Origin of the sequence: Streptomyces flavochromogenes (assembly GCF_000717595.1) — a bacterium.
Taxonomy (GTDB): Bacteria; Actinomycetota; Actinomycetes; order Streptomycetales; family Streptomycetaceae; genus Streptomyces; species Streptomyces flavochromogenes.
Genome location: NZ_JNZO01000009.1, coordinates 45,081 through 68,103, shown reverse-complemented (window position 1 = coordinate 68,103; position 23,023 = coordinate 45,081). Strand labels below are relative to the sequence as shown.

At 72.0% G+C, this 23,023-nt stretch carries 22 protein-coding genes; 18 read left to right on the top strand and 4 right to left on the bottom strand.

All coding sequences use genetic code 11. The annotated features are described in order from the left end of the window. The first annotated feature begins 59 nt into the window (after positions 1-59). The 5 genes from IF00_RS0112735 to IF00_RS0112715 all read left to right on the top strand — a co-directional run bounded on the left by IF00_RS0112735 (position 60) and on the right by IF00_RS0112715 (position 4,832). The gene (locus tag IF00_RS0112735) at positions 60-1,370 is read left to right on the top strand and encodes a tetratricopeptide repeat protein (protein WP_030317488.1); all 1,311 of its coding nucleotides are present in this window, start codon (positions 60-62) and stop codon (positions 1,368-1,370) included. Then, entirely contained in the window at positions 1,367-2,461 is a 1,095-nt protein-coding gene (locus IF00_RS0112730) for a tetratricopeptide repeat protein (protein WP_030317486.1), read from the top strand. Before IF00_RS0112735 ends, IF00_RS0112730 begins: the two co-directional genes overlap by 4 nt. A 75-nt stretch (positions 2,462-2,536) precedes the next feature. After that, the gene (locus IF00_RS0112725) at positions 2,537-2,896 is read left to right on the top strand and encodes a histidine triad nucleotide-binding protein (RefSeq protein WP_030317484.1); all 360 of its coding nucleotides are present in this window, start codon (positions 2,537-2,539) and stop codon (positions 2,894-2,896) included. A 13-nt stretch (positions 2,897-2,909) separates the two neighbouring features. Then, the gene (locus IF00_RS0112720; protein WP_030317482.1) at positions 2,910-3,812 is read left to right on the top strand and encodes a ribonuclease Z; all 903 of its coding nucleotides are present in this window, start codon (positions 2,910-2,912) and stop codon (positions 3,810-3,812) included. Positions 3,813-3,821: 9 nt separating this feature from the next. Further along, positions 3,822-4,832 carry an adenosine deaminase gene (locus IF00_RS0112715; RefSeq protein ID WP_030317481.1) on the top strand — a complete coding sequence of 337 codons (1,011 nt, stop codon included), beginning with the start codon at positions 3,822-3,824 and terminating at the stop codon, positions 4,830-4,832. Between the two features lie 42 nt (positions 4,833-4,874). Here IF00_RS0112715 and IF00_RS0112710 read toward each other — a convergent pair whose 3' ends face one another. Beyond that, positions 4,875-6,203: an MFS transporter gene (locus tag IF00_RS0112710; protein WP_030317479.1), complete on the bottom strand. Its 1,329-nt coding sequence runs from the start codon at positions 6,201-6,203 to the stop codon at positions 4,875-4,877. Positions 6,204-6,471: 268 nt separating this feature from the next. Here IF00_RS0112710 and IF00_RS0112705 point away from each other — a divergent pair, with 268 nt between their 5' ends. The 5 genes from IF00_RS0112705 (at position 6,472) to IF00_RS0112685 (ending at position 10,922) form a co-directional block, all read left to right on the top strand. Continuing rightward, positions 6,472-7,590: a carbohydrate kinase family protein gene (locus tag IF00_RS0112705; protein WP_030317478.1), complete on the top strand. Its 1,119-nt coding sequence runs from the start codon at positions 6,472-6,474 to the stop codon at positions 7,588-7,590. Between the two features lie 106 nt (positions 7,591-7,696). Continuing rightward, entirely contained in the window at positions 7,697-8,761 is a 1,065-nt protein-coding gene (locus IF00_RS0112700) for a PhoH family protein (protein ID WP_030317477.1), read from the top strand. Between the two features lie 12 nt (positions 8,762-8,773). Beyond that, complete coding sequence (gene ybeY, locus IF00_RS0112695; protein WP_030317475.1) at positions 8,774-9,271, top strand: rRNA maturation RNase YbeY; 498 nt, start codon at positions 8,774-8,776, stop codon at positions 9,269-9,271. A 5-nt stretch (positions 9,272-9,276) separates the two neighbouring features. Beyond that, complete coding sequence (locus IF00_RS0112690; protein ID WP_030317473.1) at positions 9,277-10,572, top strand: hemolysin family protein; 1,296 nt, start codon at positions 9,277-9,279, stop codon at positions 10,570-10,572. Beyond that, a complete protein-coding gene (locus IF00_RS0112685) occupies positions 10,569-10,922 on the top strand; it encodes an MmcQ/YjbR family DNA-binding protein (RefSeq protein ID WP_030317471.1) in 354 nt (117 codons plus the stop codon). The genes IF00_RS0112690 and IF00_RS0112685 overlap by 4 nt, the downstream gene beginning before the upstream one ends. An 85-nt stretch (positions 10,923-11,007) precedes the next feature. Here IF00_RS0112685 and IF00_RS0112680 read toward each other — a convergent pair whose 3' ends face one another. After that, the gene (locus IF00_RS0112680; RefSeq protein WP_030317469.1) at positions 11,008-12,423 is read right to left on the bottom strand and encodes an MFS transporter; all 1,416 of its coding nucleotides are present in this window, start codon (positions 12,421-12,423) and stop codon (positions 11,008-11,010) included. Positions 12,424-12,580: 157 nt separating this feature from the next. On the opposite strand from IF00_RS0112680, the gene IF00_RS0112675 reads away from it, so the two are divergent. The 7 genes from IF00_RS0112675 to IF00_RS0112645 all read left to right on the top strand — a co-directional run bounded on the left by IF00_RS0112675 (position 12,581) and on the right by IF00_RS0112645 (position 19,533). After that, positions 12,581-13,402, top strand: coding sequence for a helix-turn-helix transcriptional regulator (locus IF00_RS0112675; protein ID WP_388305377.1), 822 nt, complete (start codon positions 12,581-12,583; stop codon positions 13,400-13,402). 98 nt (positions 13,403-13,500) lie between these two features. After that, positions 13,501-13,863 (top strand): cytidine/deoxycytidylate deaminase family protein, encoded by a 363-nt coding sequence (locus tag IF00_RS0112670; RefSeq protein ID WP_030317464.1) that lies wholly within the window; start codon positions 13,501-13,503, stop codon positions 13,861-13,863. A gap of 243 nt (positions 13,864-14,106) precedes the next feature. Then, on the top strand, positions 14,107-14,583 hold the full coding sequence (locus IF00_RS0112665; RefSeq protein ID WP_030317461.1) for a hypothetical protein: 477 nt from the start codon (positions 14,107-14,109) through the stop codon (positions 14,581-14,583). Between the two features lie 217 nt (positions 14,584-14,800). Continuing rightward, on the top strand, positions 14,801-16,132 hold the full coding sequence (locus IF00_RS0112660; protein ID WP_030317460.1) for a hypothetical protein: 1,332 nt from the start codon (positions 14,801-14,803) through the stop codon (positions 16,130-16,132). 62 nt (positions 16,133-16,194) lie between these two features. Then, a complete protein-coding gene (locus IF00_RS0112655) occupies positions 16,195-17,163 on the top strand; it encodes a WxL protein peptidoglycan domain-containing protein (protein ID WP_037638109.1) in 969 nt (322 codons plus the stop codon). A gap of 21 nt (positions 17,164-17,184) precedes the next feature. After that, on the top strand, positions 17,185-18,135 hold the full coding sequence (gene era / locus IF00_RS0112650; RefSeq protein ID WP_374115426.1) for a GTPase Era: 951 nt from the start codon (positions 17,185-17,187) through the stop codon (positions 18,133-18,135). Between the two features lie 42 nt (positions 18,136-18,177). Then, positions 18,178-19,533: a TerD family protein gene (locus IF00_RS0112645; protein WP_078944653.1), complete on the top strand. Its 1,356-nt coding sequence runs from the start codon at positions 18,178-18,180 to the stop codon at positions 19,531-19,533. A gap of 11 nt (positions 19,534-19,544) precedes the next feature. Here the strand turns inward: IF00_RS0112645 and IF00_RS0112640 are convergent, their stop codons facing one another. Both IF00_RS0112640 and IF00_RS0112635 read right to left on the bottom strand, forming a co-directional pair. Next, complete coding sequence (locus IF00_RS0112640) at positions 19,545-19,796, bottom strand: protealysin inhibitor emfourin (protein WP_030317456.1); 252 nt, start codon at positions 19,794-19,796, stop codon at positions 19,545-19,547. 21 nt (positions 19,797-19,817) lie between these two features. Continuing rightward, positions 19,818-20,870: a M4 family metallopeptidase gene (locus tag IF00_RS0112635; protein ID WP_030317454.1), complete on the bottom strand. Its 1,053-nt coding sequence runs from the start codon at positions 20,868-20,870 to the stop codon at positions 19,818-19,820. A gap of 294 nt (positions 20,871-21,164) precedes the next feature. Between IF00_RS0112635 and leuA the strand changes: the two genes are divergently transcribed. After that, a complete protein-coding gene (leuA, locus tag IF00_RS0112630) occupies positions 21,165-22,937 on the top strand; it encodes a 2-isopropylmalate synthase (RefSeq protein ID WP_030317452.1) in 1,773 nt (590 codons plus the stop codon). The last annotated feature ends 86 nt before the right edge of the window (positions 22,938-23,023 follow it).

Genomic DNA, 23,023 nt, shown 5'->3' with positions numbered 1-23,023 from the left:
GCGGGCAACGGACCGAACCCGGTGGACAGCCGCCCCCGCGCGCTCCTTAGGCTGGCCGCATGGCCGACGAGTCCCCCCTGATCCGCAGTCTGCGCGCCGCCGTGGCCGCCGCCCCCGGTGACGTACCCCTGCGTCTTCACTTCGCCGAACTCCTCCTCGCCGGGGGACGGAACGACGAGGCCGTCGCGGAGGCGGCCGTCGCGCTCCAGCACGCGCCGGGGGACGCGGACGCGCGTGCGCTGATGGTGCGGGCCATGGGGATGCCGCCGGCCCCGGCCGCCGCTCCCACGGAGCGCGCGCCCGGGCCGACCGGGCCCACCGCGAGCTCCGCCCCCACGGAGAGCTCCCCCGAGCCGCCCGTGGGCAAGGCACCCGCCTTCGACTGGGACGCCGCCGAGCAGCAGGTGCAGGACGTCGTCGGGCCCCGTTTCCTGGAGGAGCCGCAGACGGCCGACGGCGAGGGTGCCGCCGGGGACGCCGACGCCTGGGACGTCGACGCGCCCGGTGCCGTACGCCTCGCGGACGTCGGCGGCATGGACGAGGTCAAGGATCGACTGGAGGCCGCCTTCCTCGCCCCCATGCGCAACCCCGAACTGCGCAGGCTGTACGGCAAGTCGCTGCGCGGCGGTCTGCTCCTCTACGGTCCTCCCGGCTGCGGCAAGACCTTCATCGCCCGGGCCGTCGCCGGCGAGCTCGGCGCGAACTTCCTCACCGTCTCGCTCTCCGACGTCCTCGACATGTGGATCGGGGCCTCCGAGAAGAACATCCACGACATCTTCGAGACCGCCCGCCGCCAGGCCCCCTGTGTCGTCTTCCTCGACGAGCTGGACGCCCTCGGCGCCAAGCGCTCCCGCACCCACCACAGCGGACTGCGCAATGTCGTCAACCAGCTCCTCACCGAGCTCGACGGCATCGCCAGCGGCGCGGGCAACGAGGGCGTCTTCGTGCTCGCCGCCACCAACGTGCCCTGGGACGTGGACATCGCGCTGCGCCGACCCGGCCGCCTCGACCGCACGCTCCTCGTGCTGCCGCCGGACGCCACCGCGCGCGAGGCGATCCTCCGCTACCACCTGCGCGAGCGACCCATCGAGGCCGTCGACCTCGGCAAGCTCGTCAAGGCCACCGAGGACTTCTCCGGCGCCGACCTTGCCCATGTCTGCGAGTCGGCCGCCGAGGCCGCGCTGCTCGACTCCGCGCGCAGCGGCTCCGTGCGGCTGATCACCACCAAGGACCTGCTGGGCGCGGCCAAGCAGATCAAGCCGTCCACCGAGCCGTGGTTCGCTGCCGCCCGGAACGTCGCCATGTTCGCCAACGAGGGCGGCCTGTACGACGACCTCCTCGCCCACCTCAAGCGGAAGCGCAAGCTGTGACGACGCCGACCACGCTCCTGCGCGCCGAGGCCCTGTACGACACCGGGCGGTTCGCGCAGGCCGGGGAGCTGGTCGCCCAGCACCTGGCGAGCGAACCGGAGGACGCCGACGCGCTCGTCCTGCTGGCCCGCTGCCACCACCGTGCCCAGAAGCACCAGGCCGCCCTGGACGCCGTGGACGGCGCACTGCGCGCCGAACCCGAGCTGCTCATGGCCTGGTTGATGCGCGTCCAGATCCTGCTCGAACTGCGGCGGTTCCAGGAGGCGGAGACCGCCGCCCGGTACTCCGTCGGACTCGCCCCGCAGTACTGGGGCACCCACTACGCCCTCGGGACCGCCCTCGCGCAGTTCGCGGAGCACGCGCGTACGCCCGCGCGTACCGTCGAGGCGTACGAGGCGGCGCGGGCCGCCGTCAGCCTCGCTCCCGAGGAGGACGCGGCCCACTTCCTGGTGGGACTCACCGCCCAGCGCCGGGGCGACCACACCACCGCGCAGCGGGCGTACGAGGCAGCCCTGCGGCTCAACCCGCAGAGCAGCGAGGCCCACAACAACCTGTCGCTGCTCCGGCTGCGGCGCCGCTGGTTCCGGCGCGGGGCGTGGACCCAGGCCGCCGAGGGCTTCGTCGCCTCCGCCGCGCTCGACCTCCAGGACCGCAAGGCCCGCTACAACCTGGAGGCCATGGCCTGGAACACGGTGGCGGGGGCGCGCTGGGTGGCGCTGCTCGGCTTCGTCGCCTCGACGTTCGGCGCCGCTCCGGCCCGGAGCGGCGCCACCGGCGCCGACGCGATCGTGCCGTTCCTGATCGGCGTGGCCGTGATCGTCGGCGCCTGGGGCGGCTGGGTGCTGTGGATGAGCCGCCGGGTGCCGCCGCGGCTGCGCCGCCCGATGTTCCTGGTGGCGCGTTCCTGCCGGCCGGTGATCGCGATGGCCACGGCCGTGGGGCTGCTCGGGCTCTACTCGGTGGTGTCGACGGCCCTCTGGTCCTTCGACGCCGGGGTGGTCGGCGGGCTCGGGACGCCGCTGTTCTGGGCGGTGATCATCACGTACTGGGTGAGCCGCTCGGCCCTCAACCGGCGCGCGCCCAAGGACTGACCTGGGACACGGCGGCGGCCGCGGCGGCGGATAGCATGCGCGTGTAGCGACCGACGAGGCGAGGAGGCCCAGGCCATGGCCGGAGAGCCGCAGAGCGACTGCCTGTTCTGCAAGATCGTGGCGGGGGACGTGCCCGCGACGATCGTGCGCGAGACGGAGACCACCCTCGCGTTCCGCGACATCAACCCGCAGGCGCCCACCCACGTCCTCGTGATCCCGCGCCTCCACTACCCGGACGCCGCCTCCCTGGCCACCGCCGCCCCGACCGTCGCCGCCGACATACTGCGCGAGGCCGGAGAGGTCGCCGCCCAGGAGAAGGTCGACGGCAGCGGCTTCAGGGTCGTCTTCAACACCGGTGCCGGCGCGGGCCAGACCGTTTTCCACGCCCACGCGCACGTGCTCGGCGGCCGCGGCCTCAACTGGCCCCCCGGCTAGACCGGCGGCCCCCATGTCCGTACGGGAACTCGTCGTGCTCGGGACCGCCAGCCAGGTCCCGACCCGGCACCGCAACCACAACGGCTATCTGCTGCGCTGGGACGGACAGGGCATCCTCTTCGACCCCGGTGAGGGCACCCAGCGCCAGATGCTGCGGGCCGGGGTCGCCGCGCACGACATCGACCGGATCTGCGTCACGCACTTCCACGGCGACCACTCGCTCGGCCTCGCCGGGGTGATCCAGCGGATCAACCTCGACCAGGTCCCGCACCCCGTCACCGCGCACTACCCGGCGAGCGGGCAGCACTTCTTCGAGCGGCTGCGGTACGCCACGGCCTACCGCGAGACCGTGCGGCTGGCCGAGGCGCCGGTGGTCGCCGACGGGCCGCTCGCCGTCACCGACGCGTACACCCTCGACGCGTGCCGGCTGTCGCACCCGGTCGAGTCGTACGGCTACCGGCTCACCGAGCCCGACGGGCGCCGCATCCTGCCCGAACGGCTCGCCGCGCACGGCATCACGGGTCCCGACGTCGGCCGCCTCCAGCGCGAGGGCGTCCTCGACGGCGTGACCCTCGACGACGTCAGCGAGGTCCGGCGCGGTCAGCGGTTCGCCTTCGTCATGGACACCCGGCTCTGCGACGGCGTGCACGCGCTCGCCGATGGCGCCGACATGCTCGTCATCGAGTCGACCTTCCTCGACGAGGACGTCCGCCTCGCCACGGACCACGGCCATCTGACGGCCGGACAGGCGGCGACGGTGGCCCGGGACGCGGGCGTACGGCATCTCGTCCTGACCCACTTCTCGCAGCGCTACTCCGACCCGGCCGAGTTCGAGCGGCAGGCGCGGGCGGCCGGGTTCGACGGCGAACTGAGCATTGCCCAGGACCTCATGAGGGTCCCCGTACCGAAGAGATAGACACCCCCCATGCACCTCCCCACCGGTCTCCCCAAGGCCGAACTGCACCTCCACATCGAAGGCACCCTCGAACCCGAGCTGGCCTTCGCCCTCGCCGCGCGCAACGGCGTCACCCTGCCGTACGCGGACACCGACGCCCTGCGCGCGGCGTACCGCTTCAGCGACCTCCAGTCCTTCCTGGACCTCTACTACGGCCTGATGGCGGTCCTGCGCACCGCCGAGGACTTCACCGGGCTCACCGACGCCTATCTGGAGCGGGCCGCCGCCCAGGGCGTCCGGCACGCCGAGATCTTCTTCGACCCGCAGGCGCACACCGCCCGCGGCGTCCCCATCGGCACGGTGATCGAGGGGCTGAGCGCCTCCCTCGAACGCTCCGAGGAGCGGTACGGGATCTCCACCCGGCTCATCATGTGCTTCCTGCGCGACGAGTCGGCGGAGTCGGCGCTCGCGACCCTCGACGCCGCGAAGCCGTACCTGGACCGCATCACCGGTGTCGGCCTGGACTCGGCGGAGGTCGGCCACCCGCCGGCCAAGTTCCGCGAGGTGTACGAGGCCGCCGCCGCGCTCGGGCTGCGGCGCGTCGCCCACGCGGGCGAGGAGGGTCCGGCGGCCTACGTCCGCGAGGCCCTCGACGTCCTCGGAGTGGAGCGGATCGACCACGGGCTGCGGTGCATGGAGGACCCCGAACTCGTCGAGCGGCTCGTGCGGGAGCGGGTGCCGCTCACGCTCTGCCCGCTGTCCAACGTGCGGCTGCGGGCGATCGACGTGCTGGGCGACCACCCGCTGCCCGCGATGATGGAGGCGGGGCTGCTCGTCACCGTGAACTCCGACGACCCGGCGTACTTCGGGGGGTACGTGGGGGACAACTTCGACGCGGTGCGGGATGCGTGGGGGCTGACGCCGGAGCAGCTGCGCGAGTTGGCGCGGAACTCGTTCGAGGCGTCGTTCCTGGAGGACGACGAGGCGCGCCGGGGGCGGTACCTGGCCGAGGTGGAGGCGTACGAGTTCGGCGGCGAGTAGGCGGCGGGGGCGATGGCGGCGGGCCCGCCGCACGCGCCCTCCTCAGCCCCGGTCGCTCGGCCTCGCCAGCCGGAACGCCGACTTCGCCGGCCGACGGCGTCCCGCCGGGACCCGCACCGGGGCGATCTCCTGTTCCGGAGCGCCCATCTGCGGGACCGTCGGTGGTGTCGCCGCCGCCGTGCCCGCCAGGACCGCGCCCGCCGCGCCGCCCCTGCGCCGCACCGAGCCGGGGACCAGGGGGCGGCCCGAGACGTGGCGGGCCACCGCTGTCATCGGGACGGCGACCAGGCCGAGCAGGGCGCACAGGACCAGGCCCATGCCCGGGTACCCGGCGCCCTCCGACAGCAGGCTTCCCGTCACGGGGCCGCAGGCCACGCCCAGGGAGGACGCCGCGCCGACCAGGACCGCCCAGCGGCCCCGGGGGTCGAGGGAGGCGGCCAGGCCCAGGAGGTAGGAGAGGACCACCGGGTAGCAGGCGTTCCACAGGATCTCGCCCGTCGCGAAGGACGTGAGGTCCTCCGCCGCCGAGCTGAGCAGGACGCAGCCCGCGATGAGGACCGTGCCCACGCCGATCGGCACCGCACGGCCCAGGCGGGAGCCGAGCGCCCCGGCCGCCGTGACTCCCAGGAGTCCCGCGCCGAGCGCCGCCGCGAAGACCGCGCCGACGGTGACCTCGGAGAGACCGGCCTGGGTGAGGCCGATGCGGCCGCTCACGCCCCACAGGGCGTTCTGGGAGAGGGACCAGAGGAGGATGCCGCCCGCCAGGACGGCGCCCGCCGTGCGGTGGGGGAGGGGGCCCGTCGGGGCGGACTCGCGGGGCTCCCCGATCCCGCCCGGCAGCCTGCTCGTGAGCGGCCACACCAGGGCCGCCGCGCAGGCGATCGCGAGCAGCGGCGGCGCGTGGCCGCCGGAGAGGTGCGGGAGGGTGAGGTAGAGGGCGCCCGCCGTGGCCGAGACGGACAACAGGCCGAGTGTCGAGGCCCGGTGCGGGTCCCGCTGTCCGGCGATCCCGGCCGCCGCCACAGCCGTCGCCGTACCCGAACCGAGGCCGCCGAGGACCGCGCCCGCGACCACCAGGGGCACGATGCCGGTCGCGGCGGCGGAGCCGTAGCCCACCGCCATCGCGAGCAGGCCCGCGCGGGCCGCCCGGCGGGGGCCGATCCGGTCCCCGCGCGCGGCGAGCGTGAAGCCCGCGGTGGAGGAGCCGAGGAGCAGGACGGATCCCACGAGACCCGCCTGTGCCGGAGTGAGGCCGATCCCGGCGGAGAGCCGGCCGACGACGGTCGGCAGCAGGTACGGGGCGAGGTAACCGGCGGTGAAGAGGGCGACGAGGGCGACGAGGGCCCCCGGGACGCGCGGGCGCGACGACATGGGCGTTCCAGGAACTGAACAGGGAAGTGAGACGGCGCCCGGTGAGCCACGGGGTCGCGGCACCATGTGTATCAAGCATCCGAGTGAGCGGAGAAGGCGGAATCCCCCGATTCGGTCCGTGATACGGGTCACAATTGGTTTGGGGTCGAGTGGGATGGGTATCGCGCGACCGTCGTGTGGCGTCCCCCCGTCTCTCAAGCCCCATCGGGCACACTGTCCAGATCGGCACCACGGTGCCGATCCACGCACCACGACCGGGGAGTCCGCCGTGACCACAGCAAGGGGAGACCAGCCGCAACAGGACGCCGGGGTCGACCCGTTGGTGTGCCTGCGCGAGCCCACCGACCCCGCCTGCGACGTCTTCCTGACCGGCACGGTCTTCCTCGACATCATCTTCACCGGCCTCGACTCCGCCCCCGTCCGCGGCACCGAGTCCTGGGCCCGCGGCATGGGCTCCAGCCCCGGCGGCGTCGCCAACATGGCCACCGCGCTCGCCCGGCTGGGGCTCCGGACCTCCCTCGCCGCCGCCTTCGGCGACGACCACTACGGCGAGTACTGCTGGGACGCGCTCGAACAGGGCGAGGGCATCGATCTGTCGCTCTCCCGCACCGTCCCCGGCTGGCACTCCCCGGTCACGGTCTCCATGGCCTACGAGGGCGAGCGCACGATGGTCTCCCACGGCCACGAGGCCCCGCCGCTGGACGGTGCGCTGCCCGCCTACCCGCCGCACGCGCGCGCGGCCGTCGCCTCCCTCGTCCCCGGCCGCGCCGAGGACTGGGTCGTCCAGGCCGCCCGGGGCGGCGCCAAGGTCTTCGCCGACGTCGGCTGGGACGACACCGGCCGCTGGGACCTGGCCGGCCTCACCGACCTCACGCACTGCGAGGCCTTCCTGCCGAACGCCGCCGAGGCGATGCGCTACACCCGGACCGACTGCCCCCGGGCCGCCGCCCGCGCCCTCGCGGACAAGGTCCGCTACGCCGTCGTCACCCTCGGTTCCGAAGGCGCCTACGCCGTCGACGGCGGCACCGGAGAGACCGCCGAGGTCCCCGCCATCCAGGTCTCCGCCCTCGACCCGACCGGCGCCGGGGACGTCTTCGTCGCCGGGTTCGTCACCGGCACCCTCGCCGACTGGCCGCTCGCCGACCGACTCGCCTTCGCCGGGCTCACCGCCGCCCTCTCCGTCCAGGAGTTCGGCGGCTCCCTGTCCGCCCCCACCTGGGGAGAGATCGCCGCCTGGTGGCAGCACGTCCAGGGCCACGAGAGCCAGGATCCCGAAGCCCTGCGCGACCGCTACGCCTTCCTGGAGCGGCTCCTCCCCGCCCCCGCCCGCCCCTGGCCGCTGCGCAGGGCGGTGCCGACGATCGGGTTCAGAGCGGCGCACCCGTAAACCGCTACGGCCTTGTCGGGCCCGAGTCGTAGGCTTGGTAGCCCAGAGGCGGTCGAGCGGCGACAGCCCTGCATCGGGAGGTGTGTGCAGGCCACAGTGCCGGCCCATGACTCAGACGCCCGCATCCCACAACGGCGCGCTCGGCGAAGCCCGCGCCCACTTCACCGTCCCCGCCAAGCACCCGATGGTGACCATCCTCGGCTCGGGGGACTCACTGCTCCGTGTGATCGAGCGCTCGTTCCCCGAGACCGACATCCACGTCCGGGGCAACCAGGTCAGCGCGGTCGGCGACGCGGCGGAAGTCGCGCTGATCCAGCGCCTGTTCGACGAGATGATGCTGGTGCTCCGCACCGGTCAGCCGATGACGGAGGACGCAGTGGAACGCTCGATCGCCATGCTCAGGGCGAGCGAGAACGGTTCGGAGGGCGGCGAGGAGACCCCCGCCGAGGTGCTCACGCAGAACATCCTCTCCAACCGCGGTCGCACGATCCGTCCCAAGACCCTCAACCAGAAGCGGTACGTCGACGCGATCGACAAGCACACGATCGTCTTCGGCATCGGTCCCGCCGGTACGGGAAAGACCTACCTGGCCATGGCCAAGGCGGTCCAGGCCCTGCAGTCCAAGCAGGTCACCCGGATCATCCTGACCCGCCCGGCCGTCGAGGCCGGCGAGCGCCTCGGCTTCCTGCCCGGCACGCTCTACGAGAAGATCGACCCCTACCTGCGCCCGCTCTACGACGCGCTGCACGACATGCTCGACCCCGACTCCATCCCCAAGCTCATGGCGAGCGGGACGATCGAGGTCGCGCCGCTGGCATACATGCGTGGCAGGACGTTGAACGACGCGTTCATCATTCTGGACGAGGCGCAGAACACGAATCCCGAGCAGATGAAGATGTTCCTCACCCGCCTCGGCTTCGACTCGAAGATCGTCATCACCGGTGACGTCACCCAGGTCGACCTGCCGAACGGGACGAAGAGCGGTCTGCGACAGGTCCGCGACATCCTGGAAGGCGTCCAGGACGTCCACTTCTCGACGCTCACGTCGCAGGATGTCGTCCGGCACAAGCTCGTCGGCCGTATCGTCGACGCGTACGAGCAGTACGACCTCCGCAACGAGAGCCGCGACGACAGCCGCGGCGAGCACCGTCGCGGCCGTAACGGGAAGTAGAACGCAGAACACATGTCGATCGACGTCAACAACGAGTCCGGTACCGAGGTCGACGAGCAGGCGATCCTCGACATCGCCCGCTACGCGCTCGCGCGCATGCGCATCCACCCGCTCTCCGAGCTCTCGGTGATCGTCGTGGACGCGGAGGCGATGGAGCAGCTCCACATCCAGTGGATGGACCTGCCGGGTCCGACGGACGTCATGTCCTTCCCGATGGACGAGCTTCGCCCGCCGGCGAAGGACGACCAGGAGCCCCCGCAGGGGCTCCTCGGCGACATCGTGCTCTGCCCCGAGGTCGCCACCCAGCAGGGCAAGGACGCGCCGACGGAGCACTCCATGGACGAGGAGCTCCAGCTGCTCACCGTCCACGGCGTGCTCCACCTCCTCGGGTACGACCACGAGGAGCCCGACGAGAAGGCCGAGATGTTCGGCCTCCAGGCGGCGATCGTCGACGGCTGGCGCGAGGAGAAGGGCCTCACCGGCCCCTCCCCGGCGCCGACCGTCTCCTGACCCCGATGGACGTTTCGCTGATCCTCGGGGCGGTGGCCCTGGTCGTCGTGGCCTGGCTCGCCGCCTGCGCCGAGGCCGGTCTCGCACGCGTCTCCAGCTTCCGCGCCGCCGAGGCCGTACGGTCCGGCCGGCGCGGGGCCGAGAAGCTCGCCCAGGTCGCCTCCGACCCCACCCGCTATCTCAACGTGGCCCTGCTGGTGCGCGTCGCCTGCGAGATGGCGGCCGGCGTCCTCGTCACGTACGCCTGCCTCGAAGCCTTCCCGGAGACCTGGGAGGCGCTGCTCGTCGCCATCGCCGTGATGGTCCTCGTGTCGTACGTGGCCGTGGGCGTCTCCCCGCGCACCATCGGCCGCCAGCACCCGCTGAACACGGCGACGGCCGCCGCGTACGTCCTGCTGCCGCTGGCCCGGATCATGGGGCCGATCCCGCAGCTGCTGATCCTCATCGGCAACGCGCTGACCCCGGGCAAGGGCTTCCGCAAGGGCCCCTTCGCCTCCGAGGCCGAACTGCGGGCCATGGTGGACCTCGCCGAGCAGGAGTCGCTGATCGAGGACGAGGAGCGCCGCATGGTGCACTCCGTCTTCGAGCTGGGCGACACGCTCGTACGCGAGGTGATGGTGCCCCGCACCGATCTCATCTGCATCGAGCGGTACAAGACGATCCGTCAGGCCCTGACCCTCGCGCTGCGCTCGGGCTTCTCGCGCATCCCCGTCACCGGGGAGAACGAGGACGACATCGTCGGCATCGTGTATCTGAAGGATCTGGTCCGCAAGACGCACATCAACCGGGACTCCGAGGCGGACGTGGTGTCGACGGCGATGCGGCCCGCCGCCTTCGTGCCCGACACCAAGAACGCCGGTGACCTGCTGCGCGAGATGCAGCAGGAGCGCAATCACGTCGCCGTCGTCATCGACGAGTACGGCGGCACGGCGGGGATCGTCACCATCGAGGACATCCTGGAGGAGATCGTCGGCGAGATCACCGACGAGTACGACCGTGAGCTGCCGCCGGTCCAGGACCTCGGCGAGGGCAGCCACCGGGTCACCGCGCGCCTCGACATCGGCGACCTCGGCGAGCTGTACGGGCTGGGGCCCGACGAGTACGACGACGAGGACGTGGAGACCGTCGGCGGGCTGCTCGCGAAGGCGCTCGGCCGGGTCCCGATCGCGGGCGCCAAGGCGGTCGTGGAGCTGCCGGACGGGCGCTCGCTGCGGCTGACGGCCGAGTCCCCGGCCGGCCGCCGGAACAAGATCGTCACCGTTCTCGTGGAACCGCTGGAACCGGAGGAGAAGCAGGCATGACCCCCGACGAGCTGCGCGCCTTCTGCCTGGACTTCAACGACGCGACGGAGGAGTTCCCCTTCGGGCCCGACGTCTCCGTCTTCAAGGTCGCCGGGAAGCTGTTCGCGCTCTCGTGGCTCGAAGCCGAGCCGCTGCGGGTCAACCTCAAGTGCGATCCGGACGACGCCGTACGGCTTCGCGAGGAGCACCCGGCGATCGCCCCGGGCTATCACATGAACAAGCGGCACTGGAACACGGTGAGCGTCGGAGAGCTCCCGGACCGCATGGTCCGGGAGCTCGTCGAGGACTCGTACGACCTCGTGGTCGCGGGTCTGCCGAAGGCCGTACGGCTCCGTCTCGACCGGCCGTAGCCCCCGACCGGCCGCAGCTCTCGGCGGGCCGTGGCCCTCGGCGGGACGTCGCCCACGACAGGCCGTCGCTCTCCCGCCGGCGTGGTCAGGACCGGCGCCGCAGACCGAGGCCGACGAGGACCGCCGTGCCCAGGACGATCGCCGCGTCCAGGACGAGGACCGTGCGGACACCGCCGAACAGGTCACCGCCCGTGGTGGCGAGCACGCCGAGCAGCGGAATGCCGACCGTGAGGCCGACCTGCTGGGTGGTCGTCACCAGGCCGGTCGCCAGGCCCTGCTCCTCGTCCGGGACACCCGAGGTGACGGTCAGTCCGTACGCGATGATCGCGCCGAGGTGGCACATCGAGGCCAGCGAGACGGCGACGGTCGCCAGGACCACACCCGAATCCTCGCCCAGACCGAGCAGCGCGGCCGTCAGCACGCCCTGACCGACCAGCGAGCCGACCAGGGTGACGCGGGCGCCGATCCGCCCGATCACCTTCGGCGCGAGCATGCCGGCCACGACCGACATCACGCCCTGCACACCGAAGACGAGTCCCGTCGCGAAGGCCGACAGGTCCAGCGTCTCCTGCAGGTACAGGGTGAGGACGAAGACGACGGTCGACATCATGGAGAAGGTGATCAGACCGCCCAGGTTGCCGAAGGCGACCGTGCGGCGCCGCAGCATCGGCAGCGACACCAGCGGAGCCGCGTGCCGTGACTCGACCCGCACGAACACCGCGAGCAGGGCGATTCCCGCCACCAGGGTGACCCGCACGTCCGTGCCGCCGAAGCCGCGCTCGGCCGCCGTCGACAGGGCGTAGATCAGGGCGAGCAGACCACCGGTGACGGTCACCGCGCCGGGCACGTCCAGGCGGGGCCGCTCGGGGGTGCGGGACTCGGGGAGCAGGCCGGGGGCCAGCGGCAGCACGATCACGGCGAAGAGGGCGAGCAGGCCCATGGTGGAACGCCATCCGAGGGTGTCCGTCATGACACCGCCGAGGACCATGCCGACGGTGAAGCCGAGCGAGAGCAGCGTGCCGGAGATGCCGAGTGCCCTGTCGCGCAGTGGCCCCTCGGGGAAGGTCGTGGTCAGCAGGGACATGCCGGTCGGCACGATCGCGGCGGCCCCGAGGCCCTGGAGGGCGCGTCCGGCGAGGAAGGCGGCCGGGTTCCAGGCGAAGGTGGCGAGCAGCGAGGCGAGGCCGAAGAGGGCGAGTCCGGCGAGGAACAGCTTCTTGCGTCCGTAGAGGTCGCCGACGCGGCCGAAGAGGAGCAGGAAGCCGCCGGAGGGCAGTGCGAAGGCGGTGACCGCCCACTGGAGGGCGGACTGGCCGAGGCCGAGGTCGGCGCCGAGGACGGGCAGTGCCACGTTCAGCACGGAGAAGTCGAGCGCCACCATGAACTGGGCGGCGCACAGCACGAAGAGGATGAGCCGGGTGCGGCCGGTGAGGGCCGGGGGAGCGGCCGGAGGGGCGGCCTCGGTGTCGGTGCCCGTGGGAGGAGAGGTCAGCGTTGCCATGACCTCACCTTGGGCGTCCGGGAACAACGCTGGGGAGCGGGAACTTATCCTGTTGGTCGTACCACCAGGCATCCAGGGGGAGGAAGCACACGTGGCCACCGCTCTCGAGAGCACCACGGCGAAGCAGCACCGACTCGGGGAACTGCGTGAGTTCCTGATGAGCCGTCGGGCCCGGGTGAGCCCCGCGGAGGCGGGCCTTCCGGACGGTGGCGCGCGCCGCCGGACGCCGGGGCTGCGCCGGGAGGAGGTCGCGGTCCTCGCGGGCGTCGGGGTCTCCTGGTACCAGTGGCTGGAGCAGGGCCGGGACATCACGGTCTCGCCGCAGGTGCTCGACTCGGTGGCGCGGGTGCTGCGGCTGAGCCCGGCGGAGCGGCGCCATCTGTACGTCCTGGCGGCGCTGAACCCGCCGGCGCCGGAGACGGCCCCGGAGGACCGGGACATGTGCGACGGGCTGCGGCGTCTCATCGACGCGTGGATGCCGTTCCCCGCGCACATCATGGACGCGTACTGGAACACCGTCCTGTACAACGACGCTGCGGCGATCGTGCTCGGGATGGGTCCCGACACCGTGCAGAACTGCCTGGTCACCTTCTTCACCGACCCGCTGTACCGCACCCGCATGGGCCACTGGGAGGAGATCGCCCCCCGGGTCGTCGCCCAGTTCCGTTCGGCGTGCTCGGAGAGCCCCGAGGACGAGGGTTTCCGGCAGGTCGTCGAGGAGGTCAAGGGGCTGAGCCCGGAGTTCGCGGAGCTGTGGGAGCGGCGGGACATCCTGCCCGGCGGCCAGAACCGCAAGGAGCTGGAGCACCCGCTGGTCGGCACGCTGTACGTCGAGGCGACCCAGCTCAGGGTCCCGGCCCGGCCGGATCTGGTGATCGTGCTCCACACCCCGCTGCCGGAGGCCGGCACGGCGGAGAAGCTGGAGTGGCTGGTGTCGCCGGAGGGGCGCCGCGGGGCGATGTACCCGGTCGCGGGCTGAGCTCCGGGGGTGCGCGGGCCGAGCCTCGCGCGGCCCGGGCCGCTCAGGGCCTCGGGGCCGTCGCGGGCCGCGTTCCGGGGCGGACCTATGCTCGGGGCATGACACTCAGCAGCGAGCACGGCGACCTCGGCGCCGAGGACCTCAAGATCATCACGCTGGCGCGCAGCGCCCGCGCCCGTAACGGTGTGCCCGAGGGGGCCGCCGTACGGGACGAGACCGGTCGTACGTACGTGGCGGGGACCGTGGAGCTGGAGTCGCTCAAGCTGAGCGCACTGCGGACCGCGGTCGCGATGGCGGTGGCGAGCGGCGCCCAGTCCCTGGAGGCGGCGGCCGTCGTGTCGAGCGCCGAGTCCGCCTCGGACGAGGACCGCGCGGCGGTGCGGGACCTCGGCGGCCCGGAGACCCCGGTTCTGCTGGCCGGTCCGGACGGGCAGCTGCGCGTGGCGGTCACGGCGGGCTGAGCGACTCGCCGCCGCACGGGGACGAGCGACGAGAACGGGACAACGAGGGCCCGGCGTACACGCGCCGGGCCCTTGTGCGTCACCGCGTTTGTGTGTTTGTGAAGGATCACCGCATCTTCTCTTGCCTTCCCATGCGGTCTGCGTCTCAATGAACACCGGTTCGCCCGACGGACCGTCAGATCTCCACCATTCACGCAGTGTCCGCACCCCTGCGTTCGCCATCGGAAGGGGTTCGAACTCGCCATGAGAAGCAGAAGCACCTTAGGAACCTTCGCGGTCGTCGCCGGAGGGCTCGCCGCCGCCTCGCTCGCCTTCGCGCCGACGGCCGCCGCCGTCTCGCCGGGCTCGGCCACGGCGACCTACGACTGCGGTTCGTGGGGCGGCGGCAGTGCCACCCTCGTCGCGACGCAGAGCGGCACCGCCGCCACCATCACCCTCACCTCGTCCGTGACGACCCCGATCCCGGTCGGCGCCGACCAGATCAACGCCACGCTGACGCTCGCCAAGGCCGGTGGCGGTACACGGGTCTTCAGCGGCAAGAAGAACCCGGCGCTCCCCGTGGGTCCCGTGACCATCGGTCCCCTCAGCGGGACCGTGGCCTCCGGCGACAGCCTCAACTCGTACTTCGCGGGTGTCGCCCTCAAGATGGTGATCTTCGGGGTCACGGTGAACTGCGACGCGCTGACCTCGCAGTCGCCGGGCCCGTTCGTCTTCAGCTGATCCCCGTACCGAACCGGACCGGTGTCGCCCTGGGCGGCACCGGTCTCCGTCGTGTTCCGGTGTCCCGGGAGAGGCGGCTGACCTGGGTAAACGCCTTCGATCCGAGGATCTTGACATGATCTGATGGGTCATCAGTCGATGTCTTTCGCTTGCATTGACTTCTCTCCGCCCGCGGCCGTCAATGGCGCCCACTCATCCCTCAGGAGGGGGCATACACATGGCACTCACCCGATCCCGGGCGGCGGCCCGAAGACGGCGCTGGACCGCCGTCCTCGGCGCCACCGCCCTCGCGGTCGCAGGAGGCGCGCTCGCGGCCCCGGCCGGCGCGGCGACCACCTCCCAGCCGGTGGAATTCCAGACCCGCTGCGTCCCGCCGCCGATCGCCGGCATCCCGCCCATCACGGGCACCACCACCGCCGAGATCACCGTCGACAAGGCCAGCCCCAAGGTCGGCGAGACGGTCACGGTGACGTACACGATCACCAAGCCCGCCGCGTCCAACCCGGTCGACCTCGCGCTGCCGGCCGACATCATGACGCCCAGCGGCAAGGTCGTCCTCGGCGGCGCCCAGAGCGGCGCGGTCACCGTCAACGGCCCCAAGAAGAACCCGCCGGTCCCCGGCAAGGGCTCCTTCCCGGCCTTCTCGATGACCGGCACCTTCACCGTCACCCAGGCCGGGTCGATCACCCTCTCGCCCGGCGACTACAACATCCACACCAGCTACCTCATGGAGCTGGACACCCCCTGTACGGTGCTCACCCCGCCCGCCCCGGTCTCCGAGACGGTCGTCGCGAGCCCCGTGACCAGCCCCAACACCCGCGCGCTGGCCCTCGACACCGCGTCCGGCGACCCGGGCGTCCGGGTGACCGTCAACGGCTCCAGGTTCACCCCGCTCACCGAGGTCACCGTCGTCGGCCGGGCCGGGGCGGCGGAGACCGCGGACAAGATGACCGTTACGACCGACAGCGAGGGCTCCTTCGCCGCGCGCCTGAAGGTCAACGACGTGGCGACCACCGGGATCGTGGCCTACGAGGGCGCGGCCTGGGACCCCGACAAGGGCGCCGGACCCGCCGCGTACAAGGTCGTCGTACCGGCACCGCCGAACAGCCAGACCATCACCGCGGCCGTCACCGCGGGTGAGCTCTCCATGACCCAGGCCGGGGACACCGTCGAGCTGTCGTCCGTCGACTTCGGCCAGGGCGGTGCGGCGACCGGCGCCCTCAAGACGGTGACGGTGAAGGACTTCCGCGGCGGCCCCGCGGGCTGGTCCCTCACCGGCAAGGTCACCGACTTCACCGGCACCGGCGGCTCCATCGGCGCCGGCAACCTCAGCTGGACCCCGGCCTGCACCGCCAAGGCCGGCAGCCCCAGCGCCTGCGCGGCGGGATCGTCCGGTCCGGTCGGCAGCGGCGGCGCGACCCTCGCCTCCACGCCGAACGGCGCCCTCACGGGTGGCGAGTTCACGATCGACGCGGGGCTCTCCCTCGACGTCCCGGCCTTCACGGCGCCGGGCTCGTACGCGGGCGTGCTGACGCTCACCCTGTCCTGACCACCGTGCGGGCCGGGCGCGCACCCGGCCGGCCCGCTCCGCACCCCGGGGGTTTTCGGCTCGTGCGCACGCTGTACGTACTCCTCCTGAGCGTCCTGCTCCTCCTTCTGGGCCCCGCCCCGCACGCACAGGCCGCCGAGAACGGCGAGTGGGCCGTCTATCCGGCCGCCGCCCAGCCGGGCAGCCGTCCCTACTTCTTCCTCAGCGCCGATCCGGGTTCCACCCTCACCGACCGGGTCACCGTCGCCAACAAGACGGCCGCCCCGCTGACCTTCCGGCTCTACGGCGCCGACGCCTACAACACCGAGCGGGACGGCGGCTTCGCCGTCCGCACCCAGCGGGAGAAGCAGACCGGCGCCGGTGCCTGGATCACGCCCGAGCGGACCAGGATCACCGTCCCGCCCGGCTCCGCCGTCACCGTCCGGTACACACTGACCGTCCCCGCAGACGCCGACCCAGGCGACCACCCCGGGGCGCTCGTCGCCCTCGACGAGCGGATCAGCCCCGGCGGGAAGGGCGCCGTCGCCGTCGGCGTCCAGCGCGCCGTCGCCGCCCGCCTCTACCTGCGGGTCAACGGGCCGACCGTGCCCGCACTCGGCGTCGAGGACGTCACCGTCGACCAGGACCGGCCGCTGGTTCCCGGCGTCGGCACGAGCAGCGCGGTCGTCTCGTACACGCTGCACAACCGGGGCAACGTCACCCTCAACCCCAAGGTCGCCCTCAGGGCCGAGGGCCTCTTCGGACGCACCCTCCTCGACCGCGACCTCGCCCAGGTGCCGTCCGAGCTGCTGCCCCGGCAGAAGATTCGGCTCACCGAGCGGTGGACCGGCTCCCCGCAGCTCGACTGGGGTGACATCACCCTCACCGCCACCGCGAAGGACGTCAGGGAAACCGGCACGGTCTCCTTCCTCGCCCTGCCCTGGCTCGCCGCCGCGACCCTGCTCGTCGGGGGCGTCGCGGGCCTCTTCGGCCTGCGGATCCGACGGCACAGGGCGGCCCGCGCGGAGCCGAGTGCGCACGTGAGTACGTGAGGCGGGCGCTCATCGGGGACAATGGCCCCCATGAGCGCTCGCAACCAAGAAACCGAAGCCGTCCACCGGGCCGGCTTCGCCTGCTTCGTCGGCCGCCCCAACGCGGGCAAGTCCACCCTCACGAACGCTCTGGTCGGCCAGAAGGTGGCCATCACCTCGAACCGGCCGCAGACCACCCGGCACACCGTCCGCGGCATCGTGCACCGCCCGGAGGCGCAGCTGATCCTGGTGGACACCCCCGGTCTCCACAAGCCGCGCACCCTCCTCGGCGAGCGGCTCAACGACGTGGTGCGCACCACCTGGGCCGAGGTCGACGTGATCGGCTTCTGCCTGCCCGCCGACCAGAAGCTCGGCCCCGGCGACAAGTTCATCGCCAAGGAACTCGCCGGGATCAAGAAGACCCCCAAGGTCGCGATCATCACCAAGACCGACCTGGTCGACTCCAAGACCCTCGCCGAGCAGCTGATCGCCGTCGACCAGCTCGGCAAGGAGCTGGGCTTCGAGTGGGCGCAGATCGTGCCGGTCTCGGCCGTCGGCAACAAGCAGGTCCAGCTCGTCGCCGACCTGCTGATCCCGCTGCTCCCGGAGTCCCCGCCGCTCTACCCGGAGGGCGACCTCACGGACGAGCCGGAGCAGGTCATGGTCGCGGAGCTGATCCGCGAGGCCGCGCTCGAAGGCGTACGGGACGAGCTGCCGCACTCGATCGCGGTGGTCGTCGAGGAGATGATCCCGCGCGAGAACCGCCCGGCGGACCGGCCGCTGCTCGACATCCACGCCAACGTGTACATCGAGCGCCCCAGCCAGAAGGGCATCATCATCGGCCCGAAGGGCAGCCGTCTCAAGGAGGTCGGCATGAAGTCCCGCAAGCACATCGAGGCCCTCCTCGGCACCCCGGTCTTCCTCGACCTCCACGTGAAGGTCGCGAAGGACTGGCAGCGGGACCCCAAGCAGCTGCGCAAGCTGGGCTTCTAGTTCCACTAGGCACCCCCCGCCGGCGCGTGCCAGCATGGCACCGTGACAGAGATCGTCAAGGGGGGAAACCTGCCGGTCCCCGGGCAGGTGTGGCGGATCGCGGTCGTCCGGCGGGACGCCGATGACGGAGTGCCGGAGGTCGACGCCTCGGCGCTGCTGCTCGACGCCTCGGGCAGGGTCAGGGGCGACGGCGACCTGGTCTTCTACAACCAGCCGGTGCACGCGTCCGGCGCGGTGCGCCTGCTCGACCGGGTACGGGACGGGGAGCGGCGGGTCGCCGACTGGCTGGAGATCGACACCGAGCGCGTCGAGCCCGCCGTCCGGCGCATCGTGATCACCGCCTCCAGCGAGCACGGGACGTTCGGCCAGGTCCCGGGCCTGCACATCCGGACGGTCAGCGCCGCCACCGGCGAGCAGCTCGCGCTGTACGAGGTCGACGACGCGAGCACCGAGACCGCGTTCCTCCTCGGCGAGTTCTACCTGCGCGACGGTGCGTGGAAGTTCCGCGCGCTCGGCCAGGGGTACGACTCCGGCCTCGTCGGCCTCGCCGAGGACTTCGGCATCGTGGGCGGGGACCCGGAGCCCGCGCACGACGACGAGCCCGCCCCCGGCCACGAGCCCGCGCACGACGGGCCCGACCCGGTCGACGAGCCCGTCTCCGTCGGCGCCTCTCCGGAGGCCATCCCCGAGGAGCTCCTCGCCAAGGTCCGGGAGGCCGAGGCCGAGGCCGCCCTCGTACGGACATCGCCGCAGGTCCCCGCACAGCGCCTTTCGCGGACCGGCCCGCGGTCGGACGCCGAGCTGTTCGGCGGGGAGTTCCCGGAGTTCGTCCGCAGTGGCGAGGGCAAGGCCGACATCGTCGTCGACGTGCCCGTCCCGGCCGGTTGGGTCGTCGTCGAATCGACCCGGAGGGGCGACGGCTACTTCGCCGTGCACAGCATCGACGAGGAGGGCCAGAGGGACGCCCTGCTCGCGAACACGCTGCTGAAGGACCAGGGGGCCCGCCGGGTCCTGCGGTACGACGGCAAGGCCCCGCTGCGCCTGCGCGTGAGTTCCAGCGAGCCGTGGACGGTCGCCGTCCGCCCGGTGAGCACCGTGGAGGTCCTCGACGGCACGGCCGAGGGACGGGGCTCCGACGTGCTGCTGTACACGGGCCCGGCCGGCCAGCTCACCTCACGGCTCCGCACGAGGCTCGGATTCGAGTGGTTCAACGTGCACGGCTACGAGCCGGACGGCCGCGATCACCTCCTCGCCAACGAGGCGAGCAGGTTCCCCCGGGAGACGCGTCCGCTGCCCGAGGGGCCCCTGCTCGTGCAGCTCGTCAGCGCCGACGGGGACTGGTCCCTGAAGGTCCGGCCGCCGAAGGAGAACAGATTCTGGCGGCGTGCCTCCCGCTAGGCCGTGCAGGCCTACGCGCCCTCCTTGAGGACCCTCGTGACGAGGGCCCTCTGCGCCTCCGAGAGGCGGGGGTCGCAGCAGCGGACGGTGACGCCGTCGATCGTGATCTCGTACGAGAAGCCGTCCGGCACGCCCCGGACGTCACTCTCGCCCTCGTCGAGGACGGCGGTGGCCAGGGACTCCCACTCGCGGTCCGAGACCTCCACCTCCGCCGACCGCTCGATGCCCGCGAAACCGCCCGTGCGCCGCACTCGAATCCGCATGGGACCTGTGTACCAGCCGGATCAGTCGGTCGGTACGCCCACCGCCGACCAGGCCTTCAGGACGGCCTGGATCTCCTCCCCGTCGCCGTACCGCGCCCGCGCCGCCGCCACCGTGGCTGCCGCGAACTCGGAGAACCGGGCCTCGGGGGTGAGGGTCCCGCCGGTCATCACGTCGTACCAGATCTGCCCGGCCCGCTCCCAGGAGTTGCCGCCCAGTTCGGTCGCCGCCAGGTAGAAGGCGTGGTTGGGGATGCCGGAGTTGATGTGGACGCCGCCGTTGTCGCGGCCGGTGCGGACGTAGTCGTCCATGTGGCCGGGCTGCGGGTCCTTGCCGAGGATGTCGTCGTCGTACGCGGTGCCCGGGGCCTTCATGGAGCGCAGCGCCGTCCCCTCCACGTTCGGGTGGAAGAGACCCTCGCCGATGAGCCAGTCGGCGGCCTCAGCGGACTGGCCGAGCGCGTACTGCTTCACGAGGGAGCCGAAGACGTCGGAGACCGACTCGTTGAGGGCGCCGGACTGGCTGAAGTACTCCAGGTTCGCCGAGTGCTGGGTGAAGCCGTGGGCGAGCTCGTGGCCGATGACGTCCACGGGGAGGGTGAAGTCGAGGAAGATCTCGTCGTCGCCGTCGCCGAACACCATCTGCTCGCCGTTCCAGAAGGCGTTGCCGTACTTCTCGTCGTAGTGGACGGAGGCGAGCAGCGGCAGCCCGGCGCCGTCGATGGAGTTGTGCCCGAAGGCGTTGAGGAAGAGGTCGAAGGTGGCGCCCAGGCCGGCGTACGCCCGGTTGACCGTGGCGTCCCCGGTCGCCGCGTCGCCCTCGCCGCGGACCTTCGTCCCGGGCAGGTCGGTGCGGCGCTCGCAGTCGTAGATCGTGCGGTGCGGCTTGCCGGCCTCGGCGGGGGCGAGCGTGGGCGCGGTGCCGGGCAGCGGCAGGATCCGGAACGTACGGGCCGAGGCGTCCGCGATGAGCGTGCGGCGCGCGGCCTCGGCGACGGCGGGGTTCGAGGAGTGCGCCAGGTGCTCCAGGAGGTGCGGGGGGACGATCGAGCAGAAGACGGGCGTCTGGGGAGTCATGCTCGCAATGTGGCACTGCGTGAGCCCTCTGTCACGGGCTGAGACGAGGATTGGCGAAATGGAGTGATGCGTCACTGTTCGGCCTTGACGCGGGCGCCGTCCCGCATACTGATACAGGGCGTCCGTCTCCGGCGTCCCTGGGCTAGGCTGCGGCACATCATGCGTTTCGGGCTGCTTCTCCTTAGCTGCCGCGGCGAGGGCCTGTAGTCGTAGGCCGACCCCCTCCCCGCGGGACCTGGTGTTGCGTTCGACAGTCGGCCGTCCTTCTTGCCGGACCCGAGGAGCCCAACGCACATGTCCCAGTCTCCGTTCGTCAGCCGCCCCACGCCGATCACCAACGCGACGCAGCTGCAGAAGCCGTCCGGGATGCCGATCCACAAGTACGGCCGGTACGAGCAGGTACGGATCCCCGACCGCACCTGGCCCGAGCAGCGGATCACCAAGGCCCCGCGCTGGCTGTCCACCGACCTGCGCGACGGCAACCAGGCCCTGATCGACCCGATGTCCCCGGCCCGCAAGCGCGAGATGTTCGACCTGCTCGTGCGCATGGGCTACAAGGAGATCGAGGTCGGCTTCCCGTCCTCCGGCGAGACCGACTTCGCGTTCGTGCGCTCCATCATCGAAGAGGGCGCGATCCCGGACGACGTCACCATCTCCGTACTGACCCAGGCCCGCGAGGACCTGATCGAGCGGACCGTGGAGTCCCTGGTCGGCGCGAAGCGCGCCACCGTCCACCTGTACAACGCCACCGCGCCCACCTTCCGCCGCGTCGTCTTCCGCGGCTCGAAGGAGCAGATCAAGCAGATCGCCGTGGACGGCACCCGTCTGGTCATGGAGTACGCGGAGAAGCTGCTGGACGAGCGCACGGTCTTCGGCTACCAGTACAGCCCCGAGATCTTCACCGACACCGAGCTGGACTTCGCCCTGGAGGTCTGCGAGGCGGTCTGCGACGTCTGGCAGCCGGGCCCGGGCCGCGAGATCATCCTGAACCTGCCCGCCACCGTGGAGCGTTCGACGCCGTCCACGCACGCGGACCGCTTCGAGTGGATGTCCCGGAACCTGACCCGCCGCGAGCACATCTGCGTATCGGTCCACCCGCACAACGACCGCGGTACGGCCGTGGCGGCCGCCGAGCTGGCGATCATGGCCGGCGCCGACCGCATCGAGGGCTGCCTGTTCGGGCAGGGCGAGCGCACCGGCAACGTCGACCTGGTGACCCTGGGCATGAACCTGTTCAGCCAGGGCGTCGACCCGCAGATCGACTTCTCGCAGATCGACGAGATCCGTCGCACCTCCGAGTACTGCAACCAGATGGAGGTCCACCCGCGCCACCCCTACGCGGGCGACCTGGTCTACACCGCCTTCTCCGGCTCCCACCAGGACGCCATCAAGAAGGGCTTCGACGCCATGGAGGCCGACGCGGCCGCCCAGGGCAAGACCGTCGACGACATCGAATGGGCGGTGCCGTACCTGCCGATCGACCCCAAGGACGTCGGCCGCTCCTACGAGGCGGTCATCCGGGTCAACTCGCAGTCCGGCAAGGGCGGCATCGCGTACGTCCTGAAGAACGACCACAAGCTGGACCTGCCCCGCCGGATGCAGATCGAGTTCTCGAAGATCATCCAGCAGAAGACGGACACCGAGGGCGGCGAGGTCACGCCGGCCGCCATCTGGTCCGTCTTCCAGGACGAGTACCTGCCCAGCCCGGACGACACCGCGGCTCGTTGGGGTCGGATCCAGCTGCGTTCCGGCCAGACCACCTCCGACACGGACGGCACGGACACGCTGACCGTCGAGGCGGTCGTCGACGGCGCCGAGACCGTCCTGTCCGGCTCCGGCAACGGCCCGATCTCCGCCTTCTTCGCCGCCCTGCAGGCGATCGGCGTGGACGCCCGCCTGCTGGACTACCAGGAGCACACCATGAGCGAGGGCGCCTCCGCGCAGGCCGCCTCGTACATCGAGTGCGCCATCGACGGTCAGGTCCTGTGGGGCATCGGCATCGACGCCAACACGACCCGCGCCTCCCTGAAGGCGGTCATCTCGGCGGTCAACCGCTCCGCCCGCTGACCCGGCCCTCGGGAGACGGCCCCCGCACCCTTCCGAGGGGCGGGGGCCGTCCCGTTTCCGCCCCGGTCATGTTTCCGGGCTCGGCA

Coding starts and splice junctions, on each gene's coding strand:
- IF00_RS0112735 (WP_030317488.1), top strand. CDS start 60: ATGGCCGACGAGTCCCCCCTGATCCGCAGTCTGCGCGCCGCCGTGGCC.
- IF00_RS0112725 (WP_030317484.1), top strand. CDS start 2,537: ATGGCCGGAGAGCCGCAGAGCGACTGCCTGTTCTGCAAGATCGTGGCG.
- IF00_RS0112720 (WP_030317482.1), top strand. CDS start 2,910: ATGTCCGTACGGGAACTCGTCGTGCTCGGGACCGCCAGCCAGGTCCCG.
- IF00_RS0112715 (WP_030317481.1), top strand. CDS start 3,822: ATGCACCTCCCCACCGGTCTCCCCAAGGCCGAACTGCACCTCCACATC.
- IF00_RS0112710 (WP_030317479.1), bottom strand. CDS start 6,203: ATGTCGTCGCGCCCGCGCGTCCCGGGGGCCCTCGTCGCCCTCGTCGCC.
- IF00_RS0112700 (WP_030317477.1), top strand. CDS start 7,697: ATGACTCAGACGCCCGCATCCCACAACGGCGCGCTCGGCGAAGCCCGC.
- ybeY (WP_030317475.1), top strand. CDS start 8,774: ATGTCGATCGACGTCAACAACGAGTCCGGTACCGAGGTCGACGAGCAG.
- IF00_RS0112690 (WP_030317473.1), top strand. CDS start 9,277: ATGGACGTTTCGCTGATCCTCGGGGCGGTGGCCCTGGTCGTCGTGGCC.
- IF00_RS0112685 (WP_030317471.1), top strand. CDS start 10,569: ATGACCCCCGACGAGCTGCGCGCCTTCTGCCTGGACTTCAACGACGCG.
- IF00_RS0112680 (WP_030317469.1), bottom strand. CDS start 12,423: ATGGCAACGCTGACCTCTCCTCCCACGGGCACCGACACCGAGGCCGCC.
- IF00_RS0112675 (WP_388305377.1), top strand. CDS start 12,581: ATGAGCCGTCGGGCCCGGGTGAGCCCCGCGGAGGCGGGCCTTCCGGAC.
- IF00_RS0112670 (WP_030317464.1), top strand. CDS start 13,501: ATGACACTCAGCAGCGAGCACGGCGACCTCGGCGCCGAGGACCTCAAG.
- IF00_RS0112665 (WP_030317461.1), top strand. CDS start 14,107: ATGAGAAGCAGAAGCACCTTAGGAACCTTCGCGGTCGTCGCCGGAGGG.
- IF00_RS0112660 (WP_030317460.1), top strand. CDS start 14,801: ATGGCACTCACCCGATCCCGGGCGGCGGCCCGAAGACGGCGCTGGACC.
- era (WP_374115426.1), top strand. CDS start 17,185: ATGGCCCCCATGAGCGCTCGCAACCAAGAAACCGAAGCCGTCCACCGG.
- IF00_RS0112640 (WP_030317456.1), bottom strand. CDS start 19,796: ATGCGGATTCGAGTGCGGCGCACGGGCGGTTTCGCGGGCATCGAGCGG.
- IF00_RS0112635 (WP_030317454.1), bottom strand. CDS start 20,870: ATGACTCCCCAGACGCCCGTCTTCTGCTCGATCGTCCCCCCGCACCTC.
- leuA (WP_030317452.1), top strand. CDS start 21,165: ATGTCCCAGTCTCCGTTCGTCAGCCGCCCCACGCCGATCACCAACGCG.